This is a genomic window from Pseudomonas sp. AL10, from assembly GCF_029960685.1.
GTDB classification, from domain to species: Bacteria; Pseudomonadota; Gammaproteobacteria; order Pseudomonadales; family Pseudomonadaceae; genus Aquipseudomonas; species Aquipseudomonas lactis.
This window is the reverse complement of the sequence record NZ_JASBQZ010000032.1, coordinates 43,671-65,506: the sequence shown is the minus strand read 5'-3', so window position 1 is coordinate 65,506 and position 21,836 is coordinate 43,671. Positions and strand designations below refer to the sequence as shown.

General features: G+C 52.0%; 14 protein-coding genes, 2 tRNA genes and 2 pseudogenes. 10 read left to right on the top strand and 8 right to left on the bottom strand.

Annotated features, from left to right (window positions below; all coding sequences use genetic code 11):
- Positions 1–214: 214 nt before the first annotated feature.
- The 3 genes from sugE to rdgC form a co-directional block, all read right to left on the bottom strand.
- Positions 215–529, bottom strand: a complete 315-nt coding sequence (gene sugE, locus QK296_RS22525; RefSeq protein ID WP_010211634.1) for a quaternary ammonium compound efflux SMR transporter SugE — start codon at positions 527–529, stop codon at positions 215–217.
- Positions 530–641: 112 nt separating this feature from the next.
- Complete coding sequence (locus tag QK296_RS22520; RefSeq protein WP_003190129.1) at positions 642–1,601, bottom strand: bile acid:sodium symporter family protein; 960 nt, start codon at positions 1,599–1,601, stop codon at positions 642–644.
- A 166-nt stretch (positions 1,602–1,767) separates the two neighbouring features.
- A complete protein-coding gene (gene rdgC / locus QK296_RS22515) occupies positions 1,768–2,688 on the bottom strand; it encodes a recombination-associated protein RdgC (protein ID WP_020301078.1) in 921 nt (306 codons plus the stop codon).
- 159 nt (positions 2,689–2,847) lie between these two features.
- On the opposite strand from rdgC, the gene QK296_RS22510 reads away from it, so the two are divergent.
- The 4 genes from QK296_RS22510 to QK296_RS22495 all read left to right on the top strand — a co-directional run bounded on the left by QK296_RS22510 (position 2,848) and on the right by QK296_RS22495 (position 7,112).
- Positions 2,848–2,923 (top strand) — tRNA-Val (locus QK296_RS22510).
- Positions 2,924–2,942: 19 nt separating this feature from the next.
- Positions 2,943–3,019 (top strand) — tRNA-Asp (locus tag QK296_RS22505).
- A gap of 233 nt (positions 3,020–3,252) precedes the next feature.
- Positions 3,253–4,566, top strand: a complete 1,314-nt coding sequence (locus QK296_RS22500; RefSeq protein WP_154847230.1) for an integrase arm-type DNA-binding domain-containing protein — start codon at positions 3,253–3,255, stop codon at positions 4,564–4,566.
- Between the two features lie 557 nt (positions 4,567–5,123).
- Positions 5,124–7,112, top strand: coding sequence for a hypothetical protein (locus tag QK296_RS22495; protein ID WP_282391319.1), 1,989 nt, complete (start codon positions 5,124–5,126; stop codon positions 7,110–7,112).
- Positions 7,113–7,164: 52 nt separating this feature from the next.
- Here the strand turns inward: QK296_RS22495 and QK296_RS22490 are convergent.
- A pseudogene (locus tag QK296_RS22490) lies at positions 7,165–7,783 on the bottom strand (IS66 family transposase); the annotation flags it as partial.
- A gap of 458 nt (positions 7,784–8,241) precedes the next feature.
- On the opposite strand from QK296_RS22490, the gene QK296_RS22485 reads away from it, so the two are divergent.
- From QK296_RS22485 to QK296_RS22470, 4 genes are all read left to right on the top strand, one after another.
- Entirely contained in the window at positions 8,242–9,828 is a 1,587-nt protein-coding gene (locus QK296_RS22485) for an SAVED domain-containing protein (RefSeq protein ID WP_236216024.1), read from the top strand.
- A gap of 46 nt (positions 9,829–9,874) precedes the next feature.
- Complete coding sequence (locus QK296_RS22480; protein WP_236216022.1) at positions 9,875–11,044, top strand: nucleotidyltransferase; 1,170 nt, start codon at positions 9,875–9,877, stop codon at positions 11,042–11,044.
- Positions 11,045–12,051: 1,007 nt separating this feature from the next.
- Positions 12,052–13,176, top strand: a complete 1,125-nt coding sequence (locus QK296_RS22475) for a DUF4062 domain-containing protein (protein ID WP_236216020.1) — start codon at positions 12,052–12,054, stop codon at positions 13,174–13,176.
- Positions 13,177–13,181: 5 nt separating this feature from the next.
- Positions 13,182–14,951: an alkaline phosphatase family protein gene (locus QK296_RS22470; RefSeq protein WP_236216018.1), complete on the top strand. Its 1,770-nt coding sequence runs from the start codon at positions 13,182–13,184 to the stop codon at positions 14,949–14,951.
- Between the two features lie 18 nt (positions 14,952–14,969).
- Here the strand turns inward: QK296_RS22470 and QK296_RS22465 are convergent.
- Positions 14,970–15,146 (bottom strand): annotated as a pseudogene (locus QK296_RS22465) (transposase); the annotation flags it as partial.
- 268 nt (positions 15,147–15,414) lie between these two features.
- Between QK296_RS22465 and QK296_RS22460 the strand changes: the two are divergent.
- Together QK296_RS22460 and QK296_RS22455 are read left to right on the top strand one after the other, a co-directional pair.
- Positions 15,415–16,671, top strand: a complete 1,257-nt coding sequence (locus QK296_RS22460) for an AAA family ATPase (RefSeq protein WP_261753993.1) — start codon at positions 15,415–15,417, stop codon at positions 16,669–16,671.
- Positions 16,668–17,555, top strand: coding sequence for a hypothetical protein (locus QK296_RS22455; protein ID WP_282391318.1), 888 nt, complete (start codon positions 16,668–16,670; stop codon positions 17,553–17,555). Before QK296_RS22460 ends, QK296_RS22455 begins: the two co-directional genes overlap by 4 nt.
- 424 nt (positions 17,556–17,979) lie before the next feature.
- Here QK296_RS22455 and QK296_RS22450 read toward each other — a convergent pair whose 3' ends face one another.
- From QK296_RS22450 to QK296_RS22440, 3 genes are read right to left on the bottom strand one after another with little or no spacing between them, the layout of a single operon-like run.
- The gene (locus tag QK296_RS22450) at positions 17,980–19,770 is read right to left on the bottom strand and encodes a hypothetical protein (protein ID WP_261753991.1); all 1,791 of its coding nucleotides are present in this window, start codon (positions 19,768–19,770) and stop codon (positions 17,980–17,982) included.
- Positions 19,760–20,245 carry a hypothetical protein gene (locus tag QK296_RS22445; RefSeq protein WP_261753990.1) on the bottom strand — a complete coding sequence of 162 codons (486 nt, stop codon included), beginning with the start codon at positions 20,243–20,245 and terminating at the stop codon, positions 19,760–19,762. The genes QK296_RS22450 and QK296_RS22445 overlap by 11 nt, the downstream gene beginning before the upstream one ends.
- Complete coding sequence (locus QK296_RS22440) at positions 20,242–21,402, bottom strand: dsDNA nuclease domain-containing protein (RefSeq protein WP_282391317.1); 1,161 nt, start codon at positions 21,400–21,402, stop codon at positions 20,242–20,244. Before QK296_RS22440 ends, QK296_RS22445 begins: the two co-directional genes overlap by 4 nt.
- Positions 21,403–21,836 lie beyond the last annotated feature (434 nt).

Genomic DNA, 21,836 nt, shown 5'->3' with positions numbered 1-21,836 from the left:
AGTGGCCGTTACCGCAGGAATGGATATGTACACGGTCCAACTGTGTTGACTGTCAGGCCGTCTTCGCAGGCAAGCCAGCTCCCACATTTAGATCGCGGTGCCTCAGCCAGATCAGCGTCGGCTGTCAGGCCGTCACGGGAGCAAGCTCCCTCGCCACAGATTTAGCGTCGTGCCGTAGTTGTGTAGATACCTATGCTGCGATAGCGGTAGTGGCTTAAGTGGAAATCTTGAGGCCAATCAGCCCGCAAATAATCAACGCCACACTGGCCAACCGAAACAGCGCCATGGACTCCCCAAACAGGATAATCCCGGCAATCACCGTGCCTACGGCCCCCACGCCGGTCCAGATGGCATAGGCGGTACCCAGCGGCAGTTCCTTCATGGCCAGCCCCAATAGCCCAAGGCTGACGGCCATGGCGGCAATGGTCAGGGCGGTGGGCAGCGGCTTGCTGAACCCGTCGGTGTACTTCAGGCCGACGGCCCAGCCCACTTCAAACAACCCGGCAAAAAACAGAATGATCCAGGACATGATGACCTCGCTTCTATCAAAGTGGGGTCGTCCCCGGGTAAGCGCTTGATAGCGTCGCGAGGTCGTCCCCGCGAAGTTCGGTAGAGTGCCGAAATTGGACCGTGCGATCAAGTTACGGCGTGGTTTCCAGCGCGCGACGGTCTTCCTTCTCGCTCATGCGCCGGAAGTAGGTCGACAGCAACGCTCCGGAAATATTGTGCCAGACGCTGAACAACGCGCTGGGCACTGCCGCCAGCGGCGAAAAGTGTGCACTGGCCAAGGCGGCACCCAACCCGGAGTTCTGCATGCCCACTTCCAGGGCCAGCGACTTGCGTTGCGCCAGGGGCAGCTTGAACAGGCGCCCGGTGAAGTAGCCCAACAGGTAACCGAAGCTGTTGTGCAACATCACCACGGCCATGATCAGCAGGCCCGACTCGGCAATCTTGCCTTGGCTTGCGGCAACCACGGCCGCGACGATGATCACAATGCTGACCACCGACACCAGTGGCAGCACGTCCACCGCATGCCTTACCCGATCACCGAGCAAGCGCTGCGCGACCACGCCCAGTACGATGGGTAGCAGCACCACTTGCAGGATCGACCAGAACAGCTCCATGAACGACACCGGAAGCCAGGCCGAGGCCAGCAGCCAGATCAATGCCGGTGTGAGCAGCGGAGCGAGGAGGGTGGTGACCGCGGCAATCGCCACCGATAACGCCAGGTCACCCCGGGCCAGCCAGGTCATGACATTGGACGACGTGCCACTTGGGCAACAGCCGACCAGGATCACGCCAACGGCTATTTCCGCTGGCAAATGGAACGCCTGGCACAGCAACCATGCCACGCCCGGCATGATCACGAAATGCGCGACCACGCCCAAGGCCACGCGCCAGGGGTGGCGAGCGACTTCGGCGAAGTCTTCCAGTTTCAAGGTCAACCCCATGCCGAACATCACCAGGCCCAGCAGTGGGACGATGGCGCTTTTCAGGCCAATGAACCAGCTGGGTTGGAGAAAGGCGACAACGGCAAAGATCAACACCCAATAGGCAAAGGTGTTGCCGACGAAGCGGCTCAAGGCGGCGAGTGCGCGCATGGGGATGTCCTTTTTTATTCGATTTCTGAGTTGTCAATGCAATCAAATGTGGGAGCTGGCTTGCCTGCGATAGCGGTGTATCAGCCAGAATAGTGGCGACTGATACACCGCTATCGCAGGCAAGCCAGCTCCCACACTGGCCGTGCCCACAGTGGATCGGTGTTGTTTAGATGCCCTGTGGTGTCTCTTCGCCGCCCAGTGCCTCGACCAATGCCGGCAGGAAATCGCCGAAGGTCAGCATCATCAAGGTAAAGCTGGCATCCAGTTGGCCCAGGGCTTCATCACCGCCGTCCTGTTCCGCCTGGTCTTGCAGCAGGTCTTCGAACTTCAGGCGCTTGACGGTCATCTTGTCGTCGAGCATGAAGGACAACTTGTCCTGCCACGCCAGGGACAGTTGGGTCACGACCTTGCCGGTGGTCAGGTGCAGCTGGATCTCTTCGCTGGTCAGATCCTGGCGCTTGCAACGCACGATGCCGCCGTCTTCGTGGGTGTCGCGCAGTTCGCATTCGTCGAGGACGAAGAAGTCGTCGGCCGGTTTCTGGGTGGTGACCCAGTCGGTCATGATCGCAGTCGGGGCGGTTTTTACCGTCAGCGGGCGGACCGGCAGGGTGCCGATCACTTCGCGCAGGGTCGACAGCAGGTCTTCGGCGCGCTTGGGGCTGGCCGAGTTGACCAGGATCAGGCCCTGTTTCGGCGCGATCGCAGCGAAGGTCGACGAGCGACGGATAAAGGCGCGGGGCAGGAAGGCTTGGATGATTTCATCCTTGATCTGGTCGCGCTCCTTCTTATAGACCTTGCGCATCTGCTCGGCTTCGATCTCTTCGACTTTCTCTTTAAGTGCATCACGCACCACGCTACCGGGCAGGATGCGTTCTTCCTTGCGGGCGGCAATCAGCAAGAAATCGCCGCTGACGTGAACCAGGGGAGCATCTTCACCTTTACCGAATGGTGCGACGAAACCGTAAGTAGTCAACTCCTGGCTTGCACAAGGGCGCGCCAGCTTGGTGGCCATGGCCGCTTCCAACGCCTCGGCATCAACAGGCAGATCTTGGGTCAGGCGATAGATAAGCAGGTTCTTGAACCACATGGGGTGAGTCTCTCCTCTATACAAAGGGGGGCATTATTCTCTTGATCACGCCGCAGGCCAACCCTGCCTAAGCCATTGGAAGGGCTGAAAAAAAAGATTTAAGAAAGTGCTTGCCAGACTTAAGGTCGCTCCGTAGAATGCGCGCCACACCGAAACGAAGGGTGATTAGCTCAGCTGGGAGAGCGTCTGCCTTACAAGCAGAATGTCGGCGGTTCGATCCCGTCATCACCCACCATTCGCTTCATGTGTTACGCGCAGCGGTAGTTCAGTCGGTTAGAATACCGGCCTGTCACGCCGGGGGTCGCGGGTTCGAGTCCCGTCCGCTGCGCCATATTTGCTTCCACTAAGGCCCACTGAACGCCTGGAAGCTACGGAAATAGCGGCCTTGAGCCGCTTTTTTCGTTTTCTGAATTCCACTGGAATCCATCTCCAGCCACGGTTTTTAAGTACACATTTAAGTACACCGCTGGCACAGCCTTTTACGATTCCTTGCGCATCAATTTTCGTATTGGTGCGTCTATCGCTGGGTTGTATTCCCCTCCTTGATCCAAAAGGAGGTGTCTGATGGCTCTGACAGATACAGCGATCAAGCAAGCCAAGCCCGCCAGCAAGCCTTATACGTTGACTGATGGGGATGGCTTATCTCTGCAAGTGCCTACGACGGGTTCGAAACGCTGGCATTTCCGTTTCTATTGGCATGACAAGCAATTGCGTATTTCCCTTGGTATCTATCCCGACGTCAGTCTCAAGGAGGCTCGCCAGCGGAGAGAGGCTGCACGTGCGCTGGTGGCTAACAATATCGATCCCCGCTCACATCGTCGCGCCGAGCGCCAAAAAGCCTCTCACGCCGCCAACAACACGTTTGAAGCGGTTGCTGGTCGCTGGCATGAGTTCCGAAGTAAAAAGCTGACGAAAAGTAAGAAGGGCAGTGCAGGGCAAGCGAGCAAATACCTGAAGAAGGACATGCTGCCGTGTTTGGGCGATCTTCCGATCTCAGATATTTCTCGTGGTGACGTGCTGGAGCTCATTAGGCGAATTGAGCGCAGAGGGGCGCTTGTCTCTGCTCGAAAGGTGCGCACTTGGCTCAACCAGATCTTTCGGTTTGCCATGGCGGAAGGGCTCGTTGATGTGAACCCAGCAGCAGATCTTGATATCGTAGCCGAGACGCCGCGGCCAGTTCGCCATAATCCTTTCCTCCAGGTAAATGAACTTCCAGGACTGCTCAGGACCGTCACCCAATATGGGTGTGCAGAAGCGACACGGCTTGGTATTCGTCTATTGCTGCTGACAGGGGTTCGTACAGGAGAGCTGCGGGCGGCTACGCCAGGCCAATTCGACTTCGACAGGGGGGTCTGGCTGGTGCCGCCGGAGGGTGTGAAGCAACTCCGGAGTCGTGTTCGAACACAGGGGAATGAGATCCCACCTTATGTGATTCCACTGTCTGTCCAAGCAATTGCAATTGTGCAGCGGCTAATGCAGTTAAGGGCGCGCGCTGCGCGGTACCTGCTGGTTCACCGATACGAACCGCAGGAAATGATCAGTGAAAATACCCTTAACACCGCAATCAGCCGGATGGGTTACAAAGGAAGGCTCACCGGTCATGGCATCAGGGCAACCATCTCGACGGCGCTCAACGAGGTTGGTTTTGTAGAAGAGTGGATTGAGGCGCAGCTTTCACACGCTGATACCAACCAAATTCGGGCTGCATACAATCATGCAGAATACGTCGAACCGAGACGCAGGATGATGCAATATTGGGCGGATTTGCTAGATGCGCTAGAGATTGGCATTACGCCGCCTGCGCCTGAAACCTATATGGCGAAAATTGGGCAACCTTCAACAGATTTTCTGAGCCCGCAGCGCGAGTTTGCTAGTTAATCGCATGCAGTCCTAGGAGGCGAGTGTTCAAATAACTCCGTCCCGACCATATCTTTCAATGGTTGGCCTAAACTGAAAAAAGTTTGGGTTTTCATGCATGCAAAAAAATATTCCCAAATCTATTCCCACGAATCTCATAGATCTAAATAGCTTTGCTATTCAAGCGCGTGGCCGTGTCCTGCCCGCGAAGGGCTCACGCAATAAAAGGAGCGAGATTCGTGCTAGGTATCGGCTGGGCACAACGCAAATCGATGCGTCGATACGCAAATGGCATTGTGCGTGTGAGTGAAGCGCGTTCATTGTAAGAGATAATATAAGAAACGCGTACATGCAATCTCTTGATAGCCGGTATCGTCTGTCCGATTATCAATGACGTCTGCCAACGTTTAGGCAGTGAGGATATTCGAGGACGTATTTTGGAGCCACATCAATATCTCGCAGAAAAGATTTTGGACGGGTCTCAACTCCAGGATGAGCTGCCTCAGGAGTGGCCAGAACACCTTGACGCGGAGGCGACGGTCCAACCAGTGAACCGTTTATTTCCTAGGGGAGAGTTTGTGCTCGACTTTACCGCGATGCCGGCAGCTTCCTTCGAGCAATTCTGCTGGTGGTTGCTGAGCAAGGAGCAAACACTTCGGGGCTGCCAACGAGTTGGTCGAAATGGCTCCAAGCAAGACGGAATCGATCTCTTTGCCTATGACGAGCGATTTGCTAATAAACTGAATATCTACGAATGCAAAGCTTGGAAGAAATTCGACGCCACTCGCCTCACTGAGGCAATCGACAGTTTTCTTCAGCGCGGCTGGAGCGGCGCGGCATCGTCATTCACACTTATCTTGGCACAGCCTGACCTTGGTAATTTGGCGGGTAGATGGCATGTCGAAAGGCAACGTTTGAGGGCGGCTGGAATCGAGGGGGAGTTATGGACGGCTCTCCATTTGACCCAAAAAATCCAGGCCCACCCGGATCTGTTGTCGAAGTTTTTCCCTGGTGCCGAGGCGGAGGCGTTCGGCAATCTGTGGATGGAGCGTACTGGGTTTGTTGATCTTGTTTCCAAGGCTGTGTTCGATCCTCGGAAGCGGGTGGCGCGAAAGGCGAGGGAAGTAATCGAGCAATCTGGCGGGCTGACTGACAACATATTGCGTGATGATGACATCTCGGTAGGCCAGGCAGAGACGCGTGACCGAAGCATGTTAGGCCCGTCTTCGCGTGTCATTGATACCTACAGGACAATCAGTCACAACGGCCGGCACTGGTTCTACAAAGGGCCATGGTTCTCGGTAAGTCTGTTTTTGCCTGATTACACCTCTGCCAGCGCGTCCGCTGCCTTTGACTTCCACCAGGATAATCTCAGGGGCGTTACTCTTACCGTGAGTCACGAATGGCTCTTGAAGAGTTTTCTATTTTCATCCGAGGCGCCGCTTTCGAGCGAAGGCCGTTCATTCATTGTAGGGAAGATGCCTGGCGAGACACATCAGTACCTGATTAATCTACCCAATTGCAGGTTGACCCTCGAAGAAAAGGTTGTTCAGGAGCTGGCAGGCGTGGCCGACCTTATGACCAAAGTCATGCGCGATGCCCTGATGGCTTTGGAGGGCACGTGGTCGGCGGTAGATTTCCCATTTCTAGATTGGGGAGGATCGCACAAGGTCGTCATGGCCTCACTTCGTAAGGATGTCTGGAGAGAGATCGGACGATTCACCGAGGAGCACGATTATGCGAGTGGATCGTCGCCATGGCACATCTTCGATGGCCATTCAGAATTTCTCAAACCTTTTCATCAAAAGCCTGTGGGAATTTATGAAGACGGGTATCACGCCTTGATCTACGCGTCGAAAGCAGGAGACTTCTTTTCCGAGGACAGCGTAACTTTGTTGTGGGCCCCGGACACCTTAACGTATCGCTCTCCTTCGCCCAGCGGATGGTGGTCTTGTGAATATGCTTTTCACTGGTTGAATGACACGTTGCTTCCCGAGGTTAAGCGACGGGTTTTCTTGCGAGAATATGGCTCTTGGTGGCTGCGATTTTGGCATGCCAAAGATGCCAAGCGTTTCTTGCACTACCTGGACGAGATATTTGTTGTTCGAGATCTCCGACAGCCAGCTCTTTTGCACGATGGTGGTTGGACCACAGGTATCGTGCAAAGCGTAGAAGCCTTGCGGGCTTTTTTCACATCGGTATCTGTTGACTCAGTGAGGCCGTACATTCGCCGGCAGGAAGTGGAAAACCTTCACAGGGCCGTGGCGCTCATCGCGGGGCACAACCGTGGCTTTCCTGGGTACGTGGCCTCTTCCTTGAGCTTGGACAAGCGTCCATCTAGTCATGCGGAACTCATTGAAATGATCCATCAGCGTATTGAATCGGGCGCGGTAGTTTCCAGCTGCCATGTAGTCGATTACGTGTTTCGGGCAATGCTTGAGTTACTCGGTGATGCTGATGATTTTCTTTGTCTTTCGGATCGCGAAGCAGTCCAACTTTGGATGCTTCCGTTTGCGCGCGTCCGGGACGATGGCTTGCTGGTGCGCCGTCACACGAAGCGCGCATGACTTTACCGAAAGAACATGGTCGGTCTTCGGTGCATATTTTTTGATGATGTCCTTATCTGATTGATTCACTGTGGGGCAATTTAGTTATCGCAGAGTCCTCAACTGAGGATGCCATCGGCAAACGCTCAAGTGCGTGGCGCATCCACACATAGGGCTTCTAGCCATTGGCTTTCGCAGTCTCTACCAGACTATAAAGTTGAGAACTTGCCGTCGCGCCTCTGGGCGTGTCGCGAAACAGCCAGTTCTTTCTTCCGATCATGAAGGGGCGGATCGCGCGCTCAGCGGCGTTGTCGTCGAGCGGTAAGTAGCCTTCATCGAGTTTGCTCCAGTTGCTAGCGAGGTAACTGATGACTTTGCCCAGGGCGTTCTGAGCAGTGATTTGTGGTTGCGTTTTTTCAATCCAGCTTTTCAACTTTGTAAGTATCGGCAGGCTGTGTTCTTGACGACCGGTTTTACGGTCAGCGTCGCTGCTGGCCTTCGAGTCGCGCTCGATGCCATACAGCTTGTTGATCAGGTTAAGCGCGATGTCGGCACTTCCCGCCTTGCCTTTGGATTACACTTTTGTGCGTCGACAACTTGCGTCGAGCATGCGCCCAGCAGCCTAAACGCTCTATGCCATCCTGTGCGCCCGACACGTTGTAACCGGCGTAATCATCGGCCAACACGTAGCCGCTATCCCGCCGCCCACCCGCATGTGTCTACGCCCACATAGCCAATTTTTTGTGGTACGGATCGTCTGCTCTGTGTGGTGGGACGAGGCCGAAGTAAGCGCCTTCGCTGTTTCGCGTGCTGTCTCTCTCAATGAAAGATTGCGACATTTCAAGAGCGGTTGAGCTATCTCAAGCCAACATTGCAGATCGGGATGCGTATTGAGAAATGGATCTAATTACTTCCCCTTTTCTTGTGGTTTTATGTACAGTGATGGCATTGTGCGCGCAGTAGGTGCGTTTTTCCTTCTTTCTCGCTTAGCACTACATATTGTGCTATATGTTTTTTCTATTGGTATATATTGTGTTTGCGGTCTAGTGATGGCATATTTTTCGAAAGCTAACTGATCTTCGCCGCTAGGAACATGAGCTGAAAATTTTTGTTTGGTTTCTATGACCTTGGCAGGTAGTAGGGGTGGTATGTGTCGGTACCTCTTGATGCGATGTATGACCAACAGCTACGTGCCGCGCTTGAGGCATGGCAGCACTCCTCGACCAACCGCTTGGTTCTGGCGACGGAAACCGATGGCTGGAGATTTGCTTTTTTTCGGTTCGAAGCAACCACTGCTGATCCGTTAGAAGCCATTACGGGGGATTTTGGAGTCTTATCCAGAGACTTGGTATTGCAATGGGCAAGCGACAAGAAAATCGTCCCCAAGCTTGAATACGCGATGGTGGACGACGTCCCGCATGTATCTGTTAACACTGAGTTGTTCGCCGCCAAATTGCTCGCTCTCGTGCCCGCTAAGGCAACCAAGAAAGCCATCCAAACATTTCTGAAACAGCGCGATTCTCTGCTCGAAGACATGAAGCGCCCCAACCTGCCGGGTGAAGTCATCAATTGGGTTTACGCAAGGTCGGCCGGGATCTGTGAATTCGAGGGCTGCCCTGCGGAGTTGTTCAGGGACAACCTGGGCAACTATGGGTACTACGGTTACCTCGCCCACATCGTTGCAGCCAAGCCAAAAGGCCCGCGCGGTGATGATCACTTGTCAGCGGAACTGGCGCAGTCACCTTCGAACATCATGCTGTGTTGCGATATCCATCACCGGCTGATCGACAAAGTTGATCCAGATAGCTTTAGCCGGGAACGACTTGAAGCAATGGTCGCCACCAGGGTCAACTGGCGTACCAACCAAGCTGCGACATTGTCTTACCCGATCGTGCATGCCTTGGCATTCATTGGTGACATCGCCGGTCGCACAACAACATTCTCACAGCACGATGCCCGAAAGGCTTTATTGGCGGCCCACCTCACGCCTGTGAACGAGCGAGTGGCCGAATATCTTCTGCGTGATGCCCAAGGTGGGAACGATGTAAATGATCCAGGATATTGGGCTAACTTCTTACGAGTTTTCCGGGCACAAATCCTTCACATCCATACCGCGATCAGGGGCGATGGTGCGTTCGGCGCTCAAGCTCAGGAACTCGCAATCTTCCCGCTGGGCAACATGCCAGCAATGCTGCTGGGCGGGTGGCTGGTCGGTGAAGCGAGACGAGTAGAGCTGTTTAGCTTCAGGCGTAACCCCGGAACTTGGGTGCGTCCTGACGATTCCGAACCGCCTGTGAAATTCGAGTGGACTAAGGCCTCTGATGTGAAAGTTGGCTCGCATGTCTTGATCACGCTGGAGATTACCTCAGAAATAACCGATGTAGCGCTAACGGCGGAAATGCTGAGCATGCCCCGCATTCGGATTTCTCCCAGCACTTACGGTGTTGATGTTGTGGCACCGAAAGAGGCAATGGAGAGATTCAGAAATACTTGCCAAGAGGCATGGGCGTATGCCGTTGATGTGCTCCATGCCTCAGAAATCTCAATTTGTACCATCGCCCCGGCTGCAGCAATTTTTGCTCTCGGAATGAAACTCCAGTCGCGTTTGCACCCGCCAATTCACATGTATCAGATGGCTCCTAAAGCCTTGCCTTTCCACGCCTTCACCTTGGACAGGCACGCGATTAGCGTGCCGCCGCATGCACCCGGCAGCGTGCTGCAGTTGGATGCCTGCTGATTGCGCGCAACATCTGTTCAACATCTCCTTCATGAGGAATCCCCACATGGACATCGAAGAACGCAGCTTGCTTGTCGCGGTAGAGGCTCTGGAGCTTCCGCCTAGTGCTTATGAGAAAGCGGTACAGCGATACAAATCGCTGGGCGAGTGGTTCAGCCGGCCTGAGTCCTCGGTCGCCGAGAACGACCCTCATATTTTTGTTCAAGGGTCGTTCGCTCTGGGGACGGCCATTCGCCCGTTGCTTGCGGGAGAGAGTTACGACTTGGATCTCTCGTGCAAATTGAGGGAAGGGGTTTACCCGCAGACTCACAGCCAGTCGGATCTAAAGGAGCTGGTGGGGATTGAGTTGGAGGGATACCGCGAGGCCAAGCGAATTCAGGAGGCTCTGGAAGAGAAGAATCGGTGCTGGCGCCTCTACTACCAGGATGGCGTCAGTTTCCACATGGATGTTGTCCCAGGGGTTCCCGTCGAGGAGGGTAGGCGCCAAGAGCTGGCTATCACCATGGAGAGCTTTGGCGTCAAGCAGGTACTGGCTCGGGACGTTTCTAATCTTGCCATCTACATTACTGACAGGCGGCGCCCAGATTATGAGGACGTCAACGCTGGCTGGATGGTTAGCAATCCGGACGGCTATTGCAAATGGTTCGAGTCCAAATCAGAACCAGTGTATGAGAAAGGGCTGGTCACGCTGGAAGCGCAAGTTGATGAGGTCCCATTTTATCAACGAAAGACGAATCTTCAGCGGGCAATACAGTTGCTCAAGCGCCATCGTGATGTGATGTACCGCGACAATCCCGACTCGAAACCAATCTCGATCATCATCACCACGCTGGCGGCGCAAGCCTATCAACCAGGCGGCTCGTTAAAGGATGCTGTGGCGTCATGCCTCGCAGGCCTGAGTGCTTTCGTAGCCAGTAATTCAGACACTGTGCCGAACCCGGTGAACCCTAAGGAAAACTTCGCCGATCGCTGGAAGATGCCTGAGGGGGAGAAAGATCGATTGAAAGAGCACTTCCATTTCTGGGTTGGACGAGCTCTTGAAGATTTCAGGCAAATTAGGGATCTGGATGGGCAGCGTCTGGTGGAGCATATTGAGGACTGCTTCGAAACCCCGACTTCAAGCGCTGCTTTGGGTATTGCTTCGGCACCCGCTCAGGTCGCCGCCCCAGCCATTGTAGTTTCCCAGCCGCCTCGCCCTTGGGGGAGCAACGGTTGATTAAGGATGGTTCGATGATCGAATCATTCTTGGCCGATTACCCGCGTATGAGGTTTCGGCCGACGGTGGACGGAACGATTTCACTTGTTGGCCGATTTCCATTTTCTGCGTCAGCTGCGGGGCTTCCCGATATAACTGACGAGTATCGAATACGGATCGACATCGTTGATCGGTTGGACAAGGCGCTTCCTGTCATCTACGAGACTGGAGGAAGAATTTCATCTTCCAGAGACAATCACGTAAATCCGGATAGCTCATTGTGCTTAGGATCACCGCTTAGCCAACGGCTGCAGCTGCGTGCCACACCGACGCTTACTCGGTTTGTCGAGCTGTGTTTGGTGCCATTTCTGTATGCGCAGTCGTTAAGGGAGAGGGACATTGCTAATTTTCCTTTTGGGGAGCTTGCACATGGTTCCCAGGGGCTGATCGACGACTACAGGATGATATTTGGAGTGAAGGATACTGGCGTCCTCATGGGATTGCTTGATCTGCTTTCAAGGAAGCGCAGAAGGGCTAACAAGCTACCGTGTCCATGTGGGTGTGGCCGTCGATTCGCTTGTTGTAGGCTACATGCAACTGCACATCGAGCGAGGGGATCTCTGTCTCGATGGGATATCAAGCGAGCCTATAAAGAACTTCAGGAACAAATTTAAACCTGATTCAATTTTGAAATATTGGCTCGACTAGGTGCCGTTTTCAGCGCCAACAGTTACTGTCAAAAGCCATGCTCTCAGGGCGGAGCTATGCGTAGATGATTCGCTTTCAACGGTTGAATCCATAGCCAAAAGCGAACGCTCTGCATAAGCAGCATCGCGTACTAAATGCGACCTAACATTTAACTCACCTGAGCCCGGCAATTACGTCACCAAATCGGCGCCCAATAACCGGGCAGGTGTTTAGGCGCCGCCAATCGGACGTGTCTGTAGCAGGTAATCGACCACTGCCAACGCCGCGTCTAATCATTGATCAAAGAATTTTGAAGCCTCGGAATTGGGGCAGGAGCAGGGATGGCCCAGTCAAAGAGAATCAAAGTAATGCTGTCCAGTCGTTGTAACGATCGCTTTCCCACGGACAGCGATCAAACGCTCAGCAATATCCGAGAGCAACTCAAACGTGAGATAGAGGGCACGAAGCTATTTGGCAAACAGGTATTTGAAGTTTGGATTAACGAAGATGCACCTCCTGCGGACGGAATGCAGGACAGCTGGGACGCCTGTTTGCAAGCCGTGAGGGATTGCGATGTGCTACTGGTGCTGTCCAACGGCAATGCCGGCTGGGCTAGTGGTGACGGCGACATTGGTATTTGCCATGCGGAGTACATGGAGGGACTAGCCACTACTCGGGGGAAGGTGCGCTTCATCGCTATGCCAAATATCCCAGCGGGCGATGGCCAGGTAGCTGAGACAGCACGTAATCAGCGCTTCCAGGCCTTTATTGCACAACAGACACCCTTCAGGGGTGGAATGGTTTCAACTGTTGAGCAATTGCGTAGCCGCGTCCAGGAAGCGCTTCTCGATGCGTTGGTCGTTCTGACCCAGCGTGGTGTAACCGCTGCGGCTTCGAGCCGTTTCGATATGGGCCAGGCGCTGGATTGGACACGGATGGACTTCCGTCAGCGCAAACGAGCGATGGAAGCGGTGTTACTGCAGGCGCTCAATGGTGGCAAAGTTCCTGCTAGCGAAGCGTTCGCCATTGTTCCAATTGCTGGAGCGAATGTCGTTGTGTTTGTCCATGCAATCCCGGCTGCGTTCACGGTTGCTGCTGCGCGTGAGCTGGTGGGTAAGCCTTTTCTGCGTGACCATGAGCATGCTGATCTGTTGAAAGGTGCAGAAGGACCGTTGCATTTAATCGCCTGTCACCGTGGAGCGACAGAGACTCAGGCCACTGCGTTGTTAGGCTTTCCTGATGCTACGGTTGTCAGCGGTTCCTTCGGTATTTTTGTCGCTGATGATGTACAGAAAGTACAGTTTGCTTTCCTGGGCAACTGTCGCGATGCGTCGCAAACGCGCCACGCGCTCCAGCGTTTTAGGGAATGGTTGGATCAAACAGGCGAAGCGCAAATTCTGGCCAAGAGAGCCGCTTCACGCGCCAAGATTGTCAAAGTTATTGCCGCCGAACTTGAAGGGAGATAACAGGGATGTCAAAAGCACTTTTTACTGTGGGGCCAGTATTGTCCTTCCGAGGCGTCAGCAAAACCGGGCAGTGGCAGGTGACCGCGTTGGTCGGAGTTGTAGTTGGCGCCGCATTTCCTGTTCTTTCTGTTGACGGCCACGTTTGTCCGGCGCCGAAGGTTTTGCTGGAGCGCCCGAAAGAAACCATCCTTCGTTACGACCTGAGCTGTGATCAGCAGGCGCAGGAGCGAACAATAAAGTTTGGTGTAGGGCAGGAAGGGCCGCAATGGCAGTTCTCCATTCCCGGTCGAGACTATGCCCCAAGAATGGCCTACGTCTCTTGCAATGGTTTTTCGGACCCTAGTGGGATGCGCAAGTTGGTGCGCCCTGAAAACGCCGTCTGGACTGATCTGATCAGCAATCATGACAGTGACTTGCGTGCTGCAGGTTACGTGCTGGACAAGGAACAGCTTTGGCATGAAGGACGAATTCATGACAAGGGCTTGAAGCGGTTCCAATTGATGCTGATGGGGGGCGACCAAATTTACTTTGACTCGATTTGGGAGGATGTGAAGTCCCTCAAGAAATGGGTCGGACTGTCGCGCAAGGAGCAATTGGCGTTCAAGGTAAGTGCGGCGCTGGAGAAAGAGATCGAGTCCTACTATTTCGGGCTCTATGCCAATCGTTGGCTGCCAGATACGCGGCGTGACTGGGGGCACCCCAAGCCGAACCTTGATGCCGCTGATGCGATGGCGAGAATTCCTACGGTGATGATGTGGGACGACCATGACATCTTCGACGGTTGGGGGTCCTACAGTCCGGCTATGCAGCACTGCGAGTTGTTCCAGGTGCTGATGCGTCATGCGCGCAAGGCGTTCTGGGTGTTTCAGTTGCAGCATGCCCTTGATGATCTGCCGCCATTGCAATTACTCCAACGTGCAAACGTTTCCCAGCAGGACCCACAGTATGAGCCGGTGCAATGGAGTGCCCGATTAAAGGGAGATCGATTGGCCTTGCCACTCTTGGATGGTCAACCGGGCTTTAGTTTCGGCTATCACTTGGGGCCGGTATCGTTGTTTGTTGCTGATCTGCGCACTGAGCGTTCACGTACCCAGGTACTGGGGGCCGATACCTGGGCTGCTATGCAGACTTGGCTCAACACGCTCCGTGACGGTGAGCCTGCTCATCCGGGAAGCAAATGTCAGCACTTGATCTTCATGTCCTCGGTTCCGGTCGCGCACCCCAAATTGTCGCTGGCTGAAGGGTTGCTCGATACGTTTGGGCAGGATCATGTGCTCGACAGCAATGCTGATGACCTTAAGGATCATTGGTCGCACGGGGATCACGAGGGGGAGCGTAAGCGACTCCTAGAGTCGCTGACTCGTATTGCTGAGCAGAGAATGCTGCGTGTATCCATTGCTTCTGGGGACGTGCATGTCGCGGCGTGGGGCAGTTGCTATCGTCGGGATATTCCACCGACGTCGAACTGGGCGCAGATTCAGCAATTTACTTCGTCAGGTGTGGTGCATCCGTCGCTGATTGGAGTGGCCGAGCGGCTGTTTCTTCAGTTGCTGAACCATACAGCCAGCAAGGTCCAATCCATTGATGTGCAGCACTGTGTCGAGATGATGTTGTTCCCGGGTTTTAATCGGTATGTGATGCCGGCCCGGAACTGGTTGGCGTTTGAATTGGACATGGGAGGCGAGACCGGTTGCAAGCTGTGGGCGACCTGGCGTTGTGAAACTGAGGCAGGTTTTTCCAACCATCTGCAAGCGGTGCATCCGGCTCAGAAGTAGAACTCCTCATTTGCATAGCTGATCATCGTCCTGCTGCCGCTCCTCTTGAGGTTTGCTGTAGCGCTTTATCCAGGCATAGAGGCTATGCGTCGACACACCAAGACGTGCCGCTACCTTCACGACAGGCAGCTTCTTTTCGGTCACTTGATTGACCGCTTGGATTTTGAATTCTTCAGGGTAACGCGGGTTGCTCATGGCACCTCCTAATTGGCCTCAGTTTAAGGCAAAGAGGTGTCTACGAAACCCGGGGCGATTCAGTCCTCAGAAATCATAGCAAGGGTTCGCGGAGGCGTTTTTACACACTTTGGGCCAGAAGCGGCCGTTGACGGAGGCCTTCTTTCTTACCCTTGATTGGCAATCAGGTTTATTTTGGGAATTGGGGCTAATCGTTAACTTTGGCTTATTTAAGCTGCTACGCTAGCCACTGCTCAAATTTTCCGGTGAGCGGCCGTCAGGGTTTCCTATGTACATCGACAGAATATTTTTGCGGAATTTCCGCAGCTTCCGAAAAACCCAAATAGATTTTGTTCATCCCGATCAGGATTTTGAACAGCTCGGAATGCCGGCTCCCAAGCTGAAAAACGTCAATTTATTATTGGGCAATAATGGCGCAGGCAAGACCACGCTCCTGAAGGCGATATCATTGGCTTGCCTTGGGCCAGCAGTTAGTCAGTCAGGTATTTATCCCTATCGACTGATCCGCCGTGAACCTGAAACATACCAGTCTAAAAAAAATGGAGGAAACTTGGCTAGAGCGTCGATCTCGGCCTTTTTTACTCCGCATCATCAAGACCGAGTGCCTAAAGGCATCTCATCCCTTGAGTCTGAAACTCTCATAAATCTCCGGGGAGATCTCGAGTATATTGAGTGGGCTCATTTAGACGAAAAGGTCTGGCATCCCATTTTTAGCTCAGAGTCGGACGCATTCTTCTTCGTAGGCTACGGCGCAATGCGCCGTGTGGAGCAAAAGGAAAATTTCGACTCAGGAATGCGGCATAGCCGCATATTCGTTCGTGCTCAGCGGATACAAAGCCTCTTCGAAGACACCTATTCTCTAGTGCCTCTCTCTAGTTGGCTACCAGGATATAAAGCCGAGAATAAAGGGCGTTATACGCAGGTAGTTACCCTCCTTAATAAACTAGTCGGAACAGGGCATTACAAATTTACTGGTGAGATAGAGTCAGGGGAGTACCTTTTTGAGCGGGGGGGGCTTAAGGTACCTTTCCGTGCTCTCTCAGATGGATACCGAGCTTATCTGGGCTGGGTCGGGGATCTGCTTTACCACATTTGCACCACATGCCCGAGCGGGAAGCGACTCGACGAGAACCAAGGGATTGTGATGATTGATGAAATTGACCTTCATCTGCATCCTCAATGGCAGCTATCTGTGTTACCAACACTTGCAGCAGCTCTTCCAAAAATCCAATTCATCGTGACTTCGCATAGCCCTCTGATTGTCGGATCGTTGGAGTGGATGAACATCATTACCATGAAGTCTGGCCCCTATCAGTCCAGCAACCTCAAAAGAATTAGTAGTGCCGTTCATGGCCTGGATGCCGATCAGGTACTTCTCACCGATTTTTTTGGGCTGGGTTCAACTCGAGCATCGGCTGCTAAGCGCACCCTAAAGTCGCTGAGCCTGAAAGCAAGACAGGGTGATACGGATGCTGCGTTTGCACTACTCGCACAAATGAGTCGAGGCATGGAGTCGACCGAATGATAGGTTACCGTATAAGCCTAGCCCAACTCGAAAATCTTATAGATGCCGAAGTCACTGGATGGCGCACTCGTGCGGATGAACGCACAAAGAAGTTTAAGATAGCTGGTAAATATGATGAACCCAGCACGATTTGGAGCGAGATAAAGGTTGTGTACATGCGGCTGCAAGGTGAAGCCAAGTGCGTGTACTGCGAACGAAAGTTAGAAGGAGAGGAGCGTGGCAAGGCTGAACATGATGTCGAGCATTTTCGTCCTAAAAGCAGCGTTCGCACATGGAAAATATCTACCGCACTGAGTAAGCAAGGCGTTTCACTTACTCAACCTGGTAAACCGGCACCTGGTTATCACCTACTCCCCTACCATCTGTTCAACTACAGCGCCGCTTGTAAACCTTGTAATAGTGCTATTAAAAGCGATTGTTTTCCTATTGCGGGTACTTACCAGTTCACCGGGGATGATCCTGTCACTCTTTTGGGGGAGCAACCGCTGCTAGTTTACCCAATTGGAGATTTTGATCATGATCCAGAAGAGTTAATTGGCTTCCACGGTATATCGCCTCAGGCGATACCTCAACAGGGATACAAGAGGCATAAAGCCCTTACAACCATTGCCTTCTTTGAGCTAGATGATGCTATAGGTCGGAAGAACTTAGTTAGGGGGAGAGCTCACGTAATTACCACGTTGTATCCTCAGCTTTTGACTTTTGCTGGAAATGAACCCGCGAATAAAAAGGCCATAGCCAAGATGCTTATTGATGGCTTTACATCACCGAAATCGGAGCATACTAATTGCGCAAGATCATTCCGAACTTTATTTAATACGGATCCTGATGAGGCCGAGCGGATATTTGAAGCTGCTGCGAGATTCATCGACTCTAGCTCTTAAACGGTTTTCACTCCCTAAAATGCCAAGCTAAGCTCAGAAATTTGATTTTCTATTAATAAAAATTATACCAGGGTGTGAGTTGCGCAAAGCTTCATAGATGCATTCGGATGCATGCTAACGGATGGCCGCCGCCGGGCTATGTGATCGTCTAAACGGTTGCTACTGTCCAGGAGCAGTCAGCGACGATCGGCAGCTTTGGGTGGTTAGTGACCACTATTCTGGCTAGCCATCCTCGTGGACACAGTTGAAAGGAGCGCCGATGTGCGTTAGCCATTCCGAGCTCGTAAGCTTACATCTCAGCTACCCGCACCTAGTTCAGCAACTTGATAGGGGCGAGATTAAATTTGTCCCAGCCAGGGGCAGTTGCACCCTGGCCTTGTTTAGTGCTGATGCCGGTTAACTAAAGGCGGCTTTGCCGCTTACGTCAAGGCGCTGCACCAATGGGAGGTTGACCAACTCCGCCGAGGTACATGGGCTGTTCGGAGCCCGCAAATTTCGGCAACCATTCCTTGTCTGTTTTGTCATCGATCGCGTACTGATAACTGGTAGTTGAGAAAATGACTTGGGCATTGTTACGTAGAGCAACAGCTTTGAGTGCTTTGATGTAGGCATCTAAATCTTCCCAGTGAATTTCCTGCTGCCGAGGTGTGTCGAACACCAGTACTCTGAAAGGAGAGAGCGGATCATTGGTGCACAGTTCAAATAGCGCAGCGTGGAACGCCAGCACTGTTCGAGCTTTTGAGCTGCCTTTGATGATCCCAAGCTTTTCAGTGCCCAATATAGGTTTTAGATCTGAATCGATTCGGATGTCCCTCGAAATATTCTTGGAATTGAGGACGTCGAGCCATTCTGCCATTTTTTGTCCCAGTTCGATCCTGAATCGAAGAATGTCTGGAGACTGTTCACGTGACGTCTGTAGCGAATCCTCAAGCGTAAGAGCGATATCTCTTCTTTTTAAAAGATCAAGATGAGTATTTTTTTGTTGCTCTGATTTTTCTAGCTTATTCTTTTCTAATCCGAGTTCAAAAATTTCCGAAGAAATTCTGCTGATAGCCTCAATGAAAATTTCAATCCCGGCTTCCCGTTCTGCCAGACCTCTTTGCTGGGCCAGTTGCGCGATTTGCGATTCAACAAATTTTTTCTCGGTGGATATCGCCTCCGACTTTTGTATATTCGAGGCAGTGGAAATCTCAAGATCCTTGATCTGATCTTTTAGGTAAAGTAAGCTTTTTCCGTACGAGTCTGCGCTCACCATGAATATTCCACACGATGGCGAGGTGCATATGTCAGAGAACGAAATAAAGGCTCGCTTAGCCTCTTCATTTAGGTTGAGTGTCTCAATCTCACTCTGTATTTCTTCACGTATTTGCGTTGCACTGGAAATTTTTGAGTCGAGAGCAGCCTCTTCCGATTGCAGTTCACGATGCCTCCTCCTCAGGTTTCCAATAACATAATCTAAACTTGAAAGTGAATCGCTTTTTATATCCTTCGACTTTTTAAGGTCTTCGAGGCGAGACTTTAATTCAGCGATGAGTCTATCAACATCTTCGATCTTTCGGCGAGGTGATGGAAGATCTTGAATAATGCGCTCCATCAGTTTGCGACTATCAACGATTGTGGTGTCCAAGTAAGCTAGGTCTTTTTTAACCTCAATCGCTTTTTTCTTTTTGTCGTACGAGTTCTGCGGAGGAAAATTAGCAGCTAGTCTTACCATTTCTGAAAACTGGTTTTTTATGAAGCCTGGCCGCGGAGGTGCATAGTATTCGGAGTAGCCTTGATCCTGGTCCAGATAAAAAAGAGGCAGCAACGCCGAAAAATATGGAGTGGTTGGAGTGTTGCCGTTTGTTATGAGTCTATCACTTCTGAGGTTGAGTGATTTTAACATGAACCTCGAAAAGTCATCTTCATTGTAAAAGCGATTTTCGGTTTTATCGTCAACCTTCACGGTCAAATCGAAAGAGTCTCCCATCATTCGGTCTAGGGTGAATCGTTTCCCCATGAGGAGCAGTTTTAATCGCGCCATCTTGCAGTTTCGGACGATATCATCCCTAAACTGAACATGCAGTCCAAGACAGAACATCATGGCTTGGATCAATGGGGTCTTGCCACTACCATTTTTTGCGTACAGTTGAGTTATGGCAACACCAAACTCAAGCTCACCTGAGTGCCACCCATCTGGGTTGTTCTGGATAATTTCAAGTGATTCAAATTTCATTTAACTTAACCTCAACGGCACGTTCTTTACAGATGTTACGGTACGCACGCTTTATTATCAGTAATGCAATACAGAGCCTGCTCTCATCTTTGAGAATATTATCAATCAGCTTTTTTCCAGACTCTGTTGCTTCAATCCGGGAAGTGCTTTTGTCGATAATAATGAATCCGGTGTTTTCTAAAAATGTAAAAGCCTTCACGGTACGGATTCTCAGGTTTGCAGACCAGCCCAGTTCTTGGCTCGACCCCTTGAAACCTACAAGGCTTTTCTCAAAACAAACGCCTACTAACATTCCAATCTCGTCTTGCTTAGGCTTGGCTCTGGAACGCGCGAGTAAAATGATGGTCAGCGCAATCAGCGGAGTATGGAATAGACTCTCATTTCCCAGTACGTCATAGCGCCCCCTGGGGCTGCTTTCGGTCAACAATGCCATGGACTCAGTCTTGGCGGTCGAGACGGCCTCGCGGAAGTTCATTGCGCCTCTCCTTTCACCAATTCGGAGAGCACGGCGCCGAAGGCCAGCTCTTCAGTGATATCTGATCGCCCAAGGTCTTTACTGATTTGGATCGTCAAGCTTGAAACTTCTTCGGTGATTGAGTCCATGTCAATCTGGCCAATAGCGATCTTTCTCGCCACTTGTATAATTTTATTCTTTGCTACGGCCAAGCGAAACTCCAAGAGCGCATGCCTATTGGTCCTGTGCCAAGCTTCCCAGCTACACTTGAAACCTGCAAATGTATCCACTGTGTCATCTGAGAAGCCTGAGCGCTTGAGCATTCGCTGTAGGATAGAAACCGACTTTATAGCTCTATCATCTCCGCCTGTCTTAAGAACATAATAGGCGGATCTGGAGATGCAGAGAATGTCTAGTATATCATCCAGATTGACACTCGCTTTTGCATCCAATTCTTTTTCGGTAATACTGCTGGAAAGCGGAACGGCAGATCTATCCTCAATTAAAGATAGAAGCTGGATGATTATTTTTCTAACCTCAAGGGGGTTAAGATTGATTTCGCTGTACTTGAATATCTGGTTTGATGCTTGGGAAACGAAAACATCCTCTTCTTCATTGAGGATCTGCTTTCGAGGTGCCAGCGCCAAGTGTGACAAGAACGCCATTACATCGGCATCGCTTTTCGTGGCGAGAGAAGGTATCAGTTTCTTAGTCTCGCCGATCAGGCTTGCGGTGTTTTTGGTTGGACTTGCTTTGCCTTTAACTTCTTGCCAAATCTGTTCAACCTCATCGTCGAAGTTTACGTTTGTACAGATCTCAATTGAGCTGCACGCTTCACCAAACTCTTCAACGTGAAGCAGTAACTTCCCTGCGAAGCTGCCCGCCAAGTCATGAGTCGGGCTGTTTTTTGGTTTTTTCTTCAGGCCAAAAATTTCAAGTATGGTGTATTGATGATTTAGCTTACTTTTAGTCTTTACTTGAACAAACCGGTATTTGGATTTTGAGTTGACTATGTGCTTGACGACATAGTCCTCGTGTACATCACAGTACACCCTATCCATTTCCCCGTTTTCTAATAGAGCCAGGCTTTCCAAGCTGGCTGCTTTGAACTGTGCTCGGAAGCGGTCGATCGTATCCCGTCCGCTTTGTTCTCTAGGGCTGACTTCATGAAGTTTCATATGGATTAGTTTCGCATATGCTGAATTAAGAGCGCCCTAGAGTATGCTGGGCTTTTAGGTGTAATGCAGAAGCAATCATTGCGGTCGAATGGTGGCGAAGTGTTGAGCGATACGTTGTGGATAACGTAAATGCAACTTCTTGGTTGTAGATTGAATGCATGTTCATTGGCAGTTTCCCTTCCGGGATCACGCTCACGAACTACGCAACGTATCGCGGAGGGTTTGCAATAGTTGCGTGCGGGTGGCGGGCACGATCTGAGCAGTGCGCCTTGATTGTTTCGGGTAATGCTGTCCATGCCACCTTCCATTGATGTCTCTCGCCCGTGAGAGATTCCTTTCTGGATTCACTGAATGGTGGCGTGAGGCCATCCACAATGCAAGTCAGATTTGAAGCATTTTCCCTCCTCAAGCTCTGAGGCAAGTGCGGAGTTTTC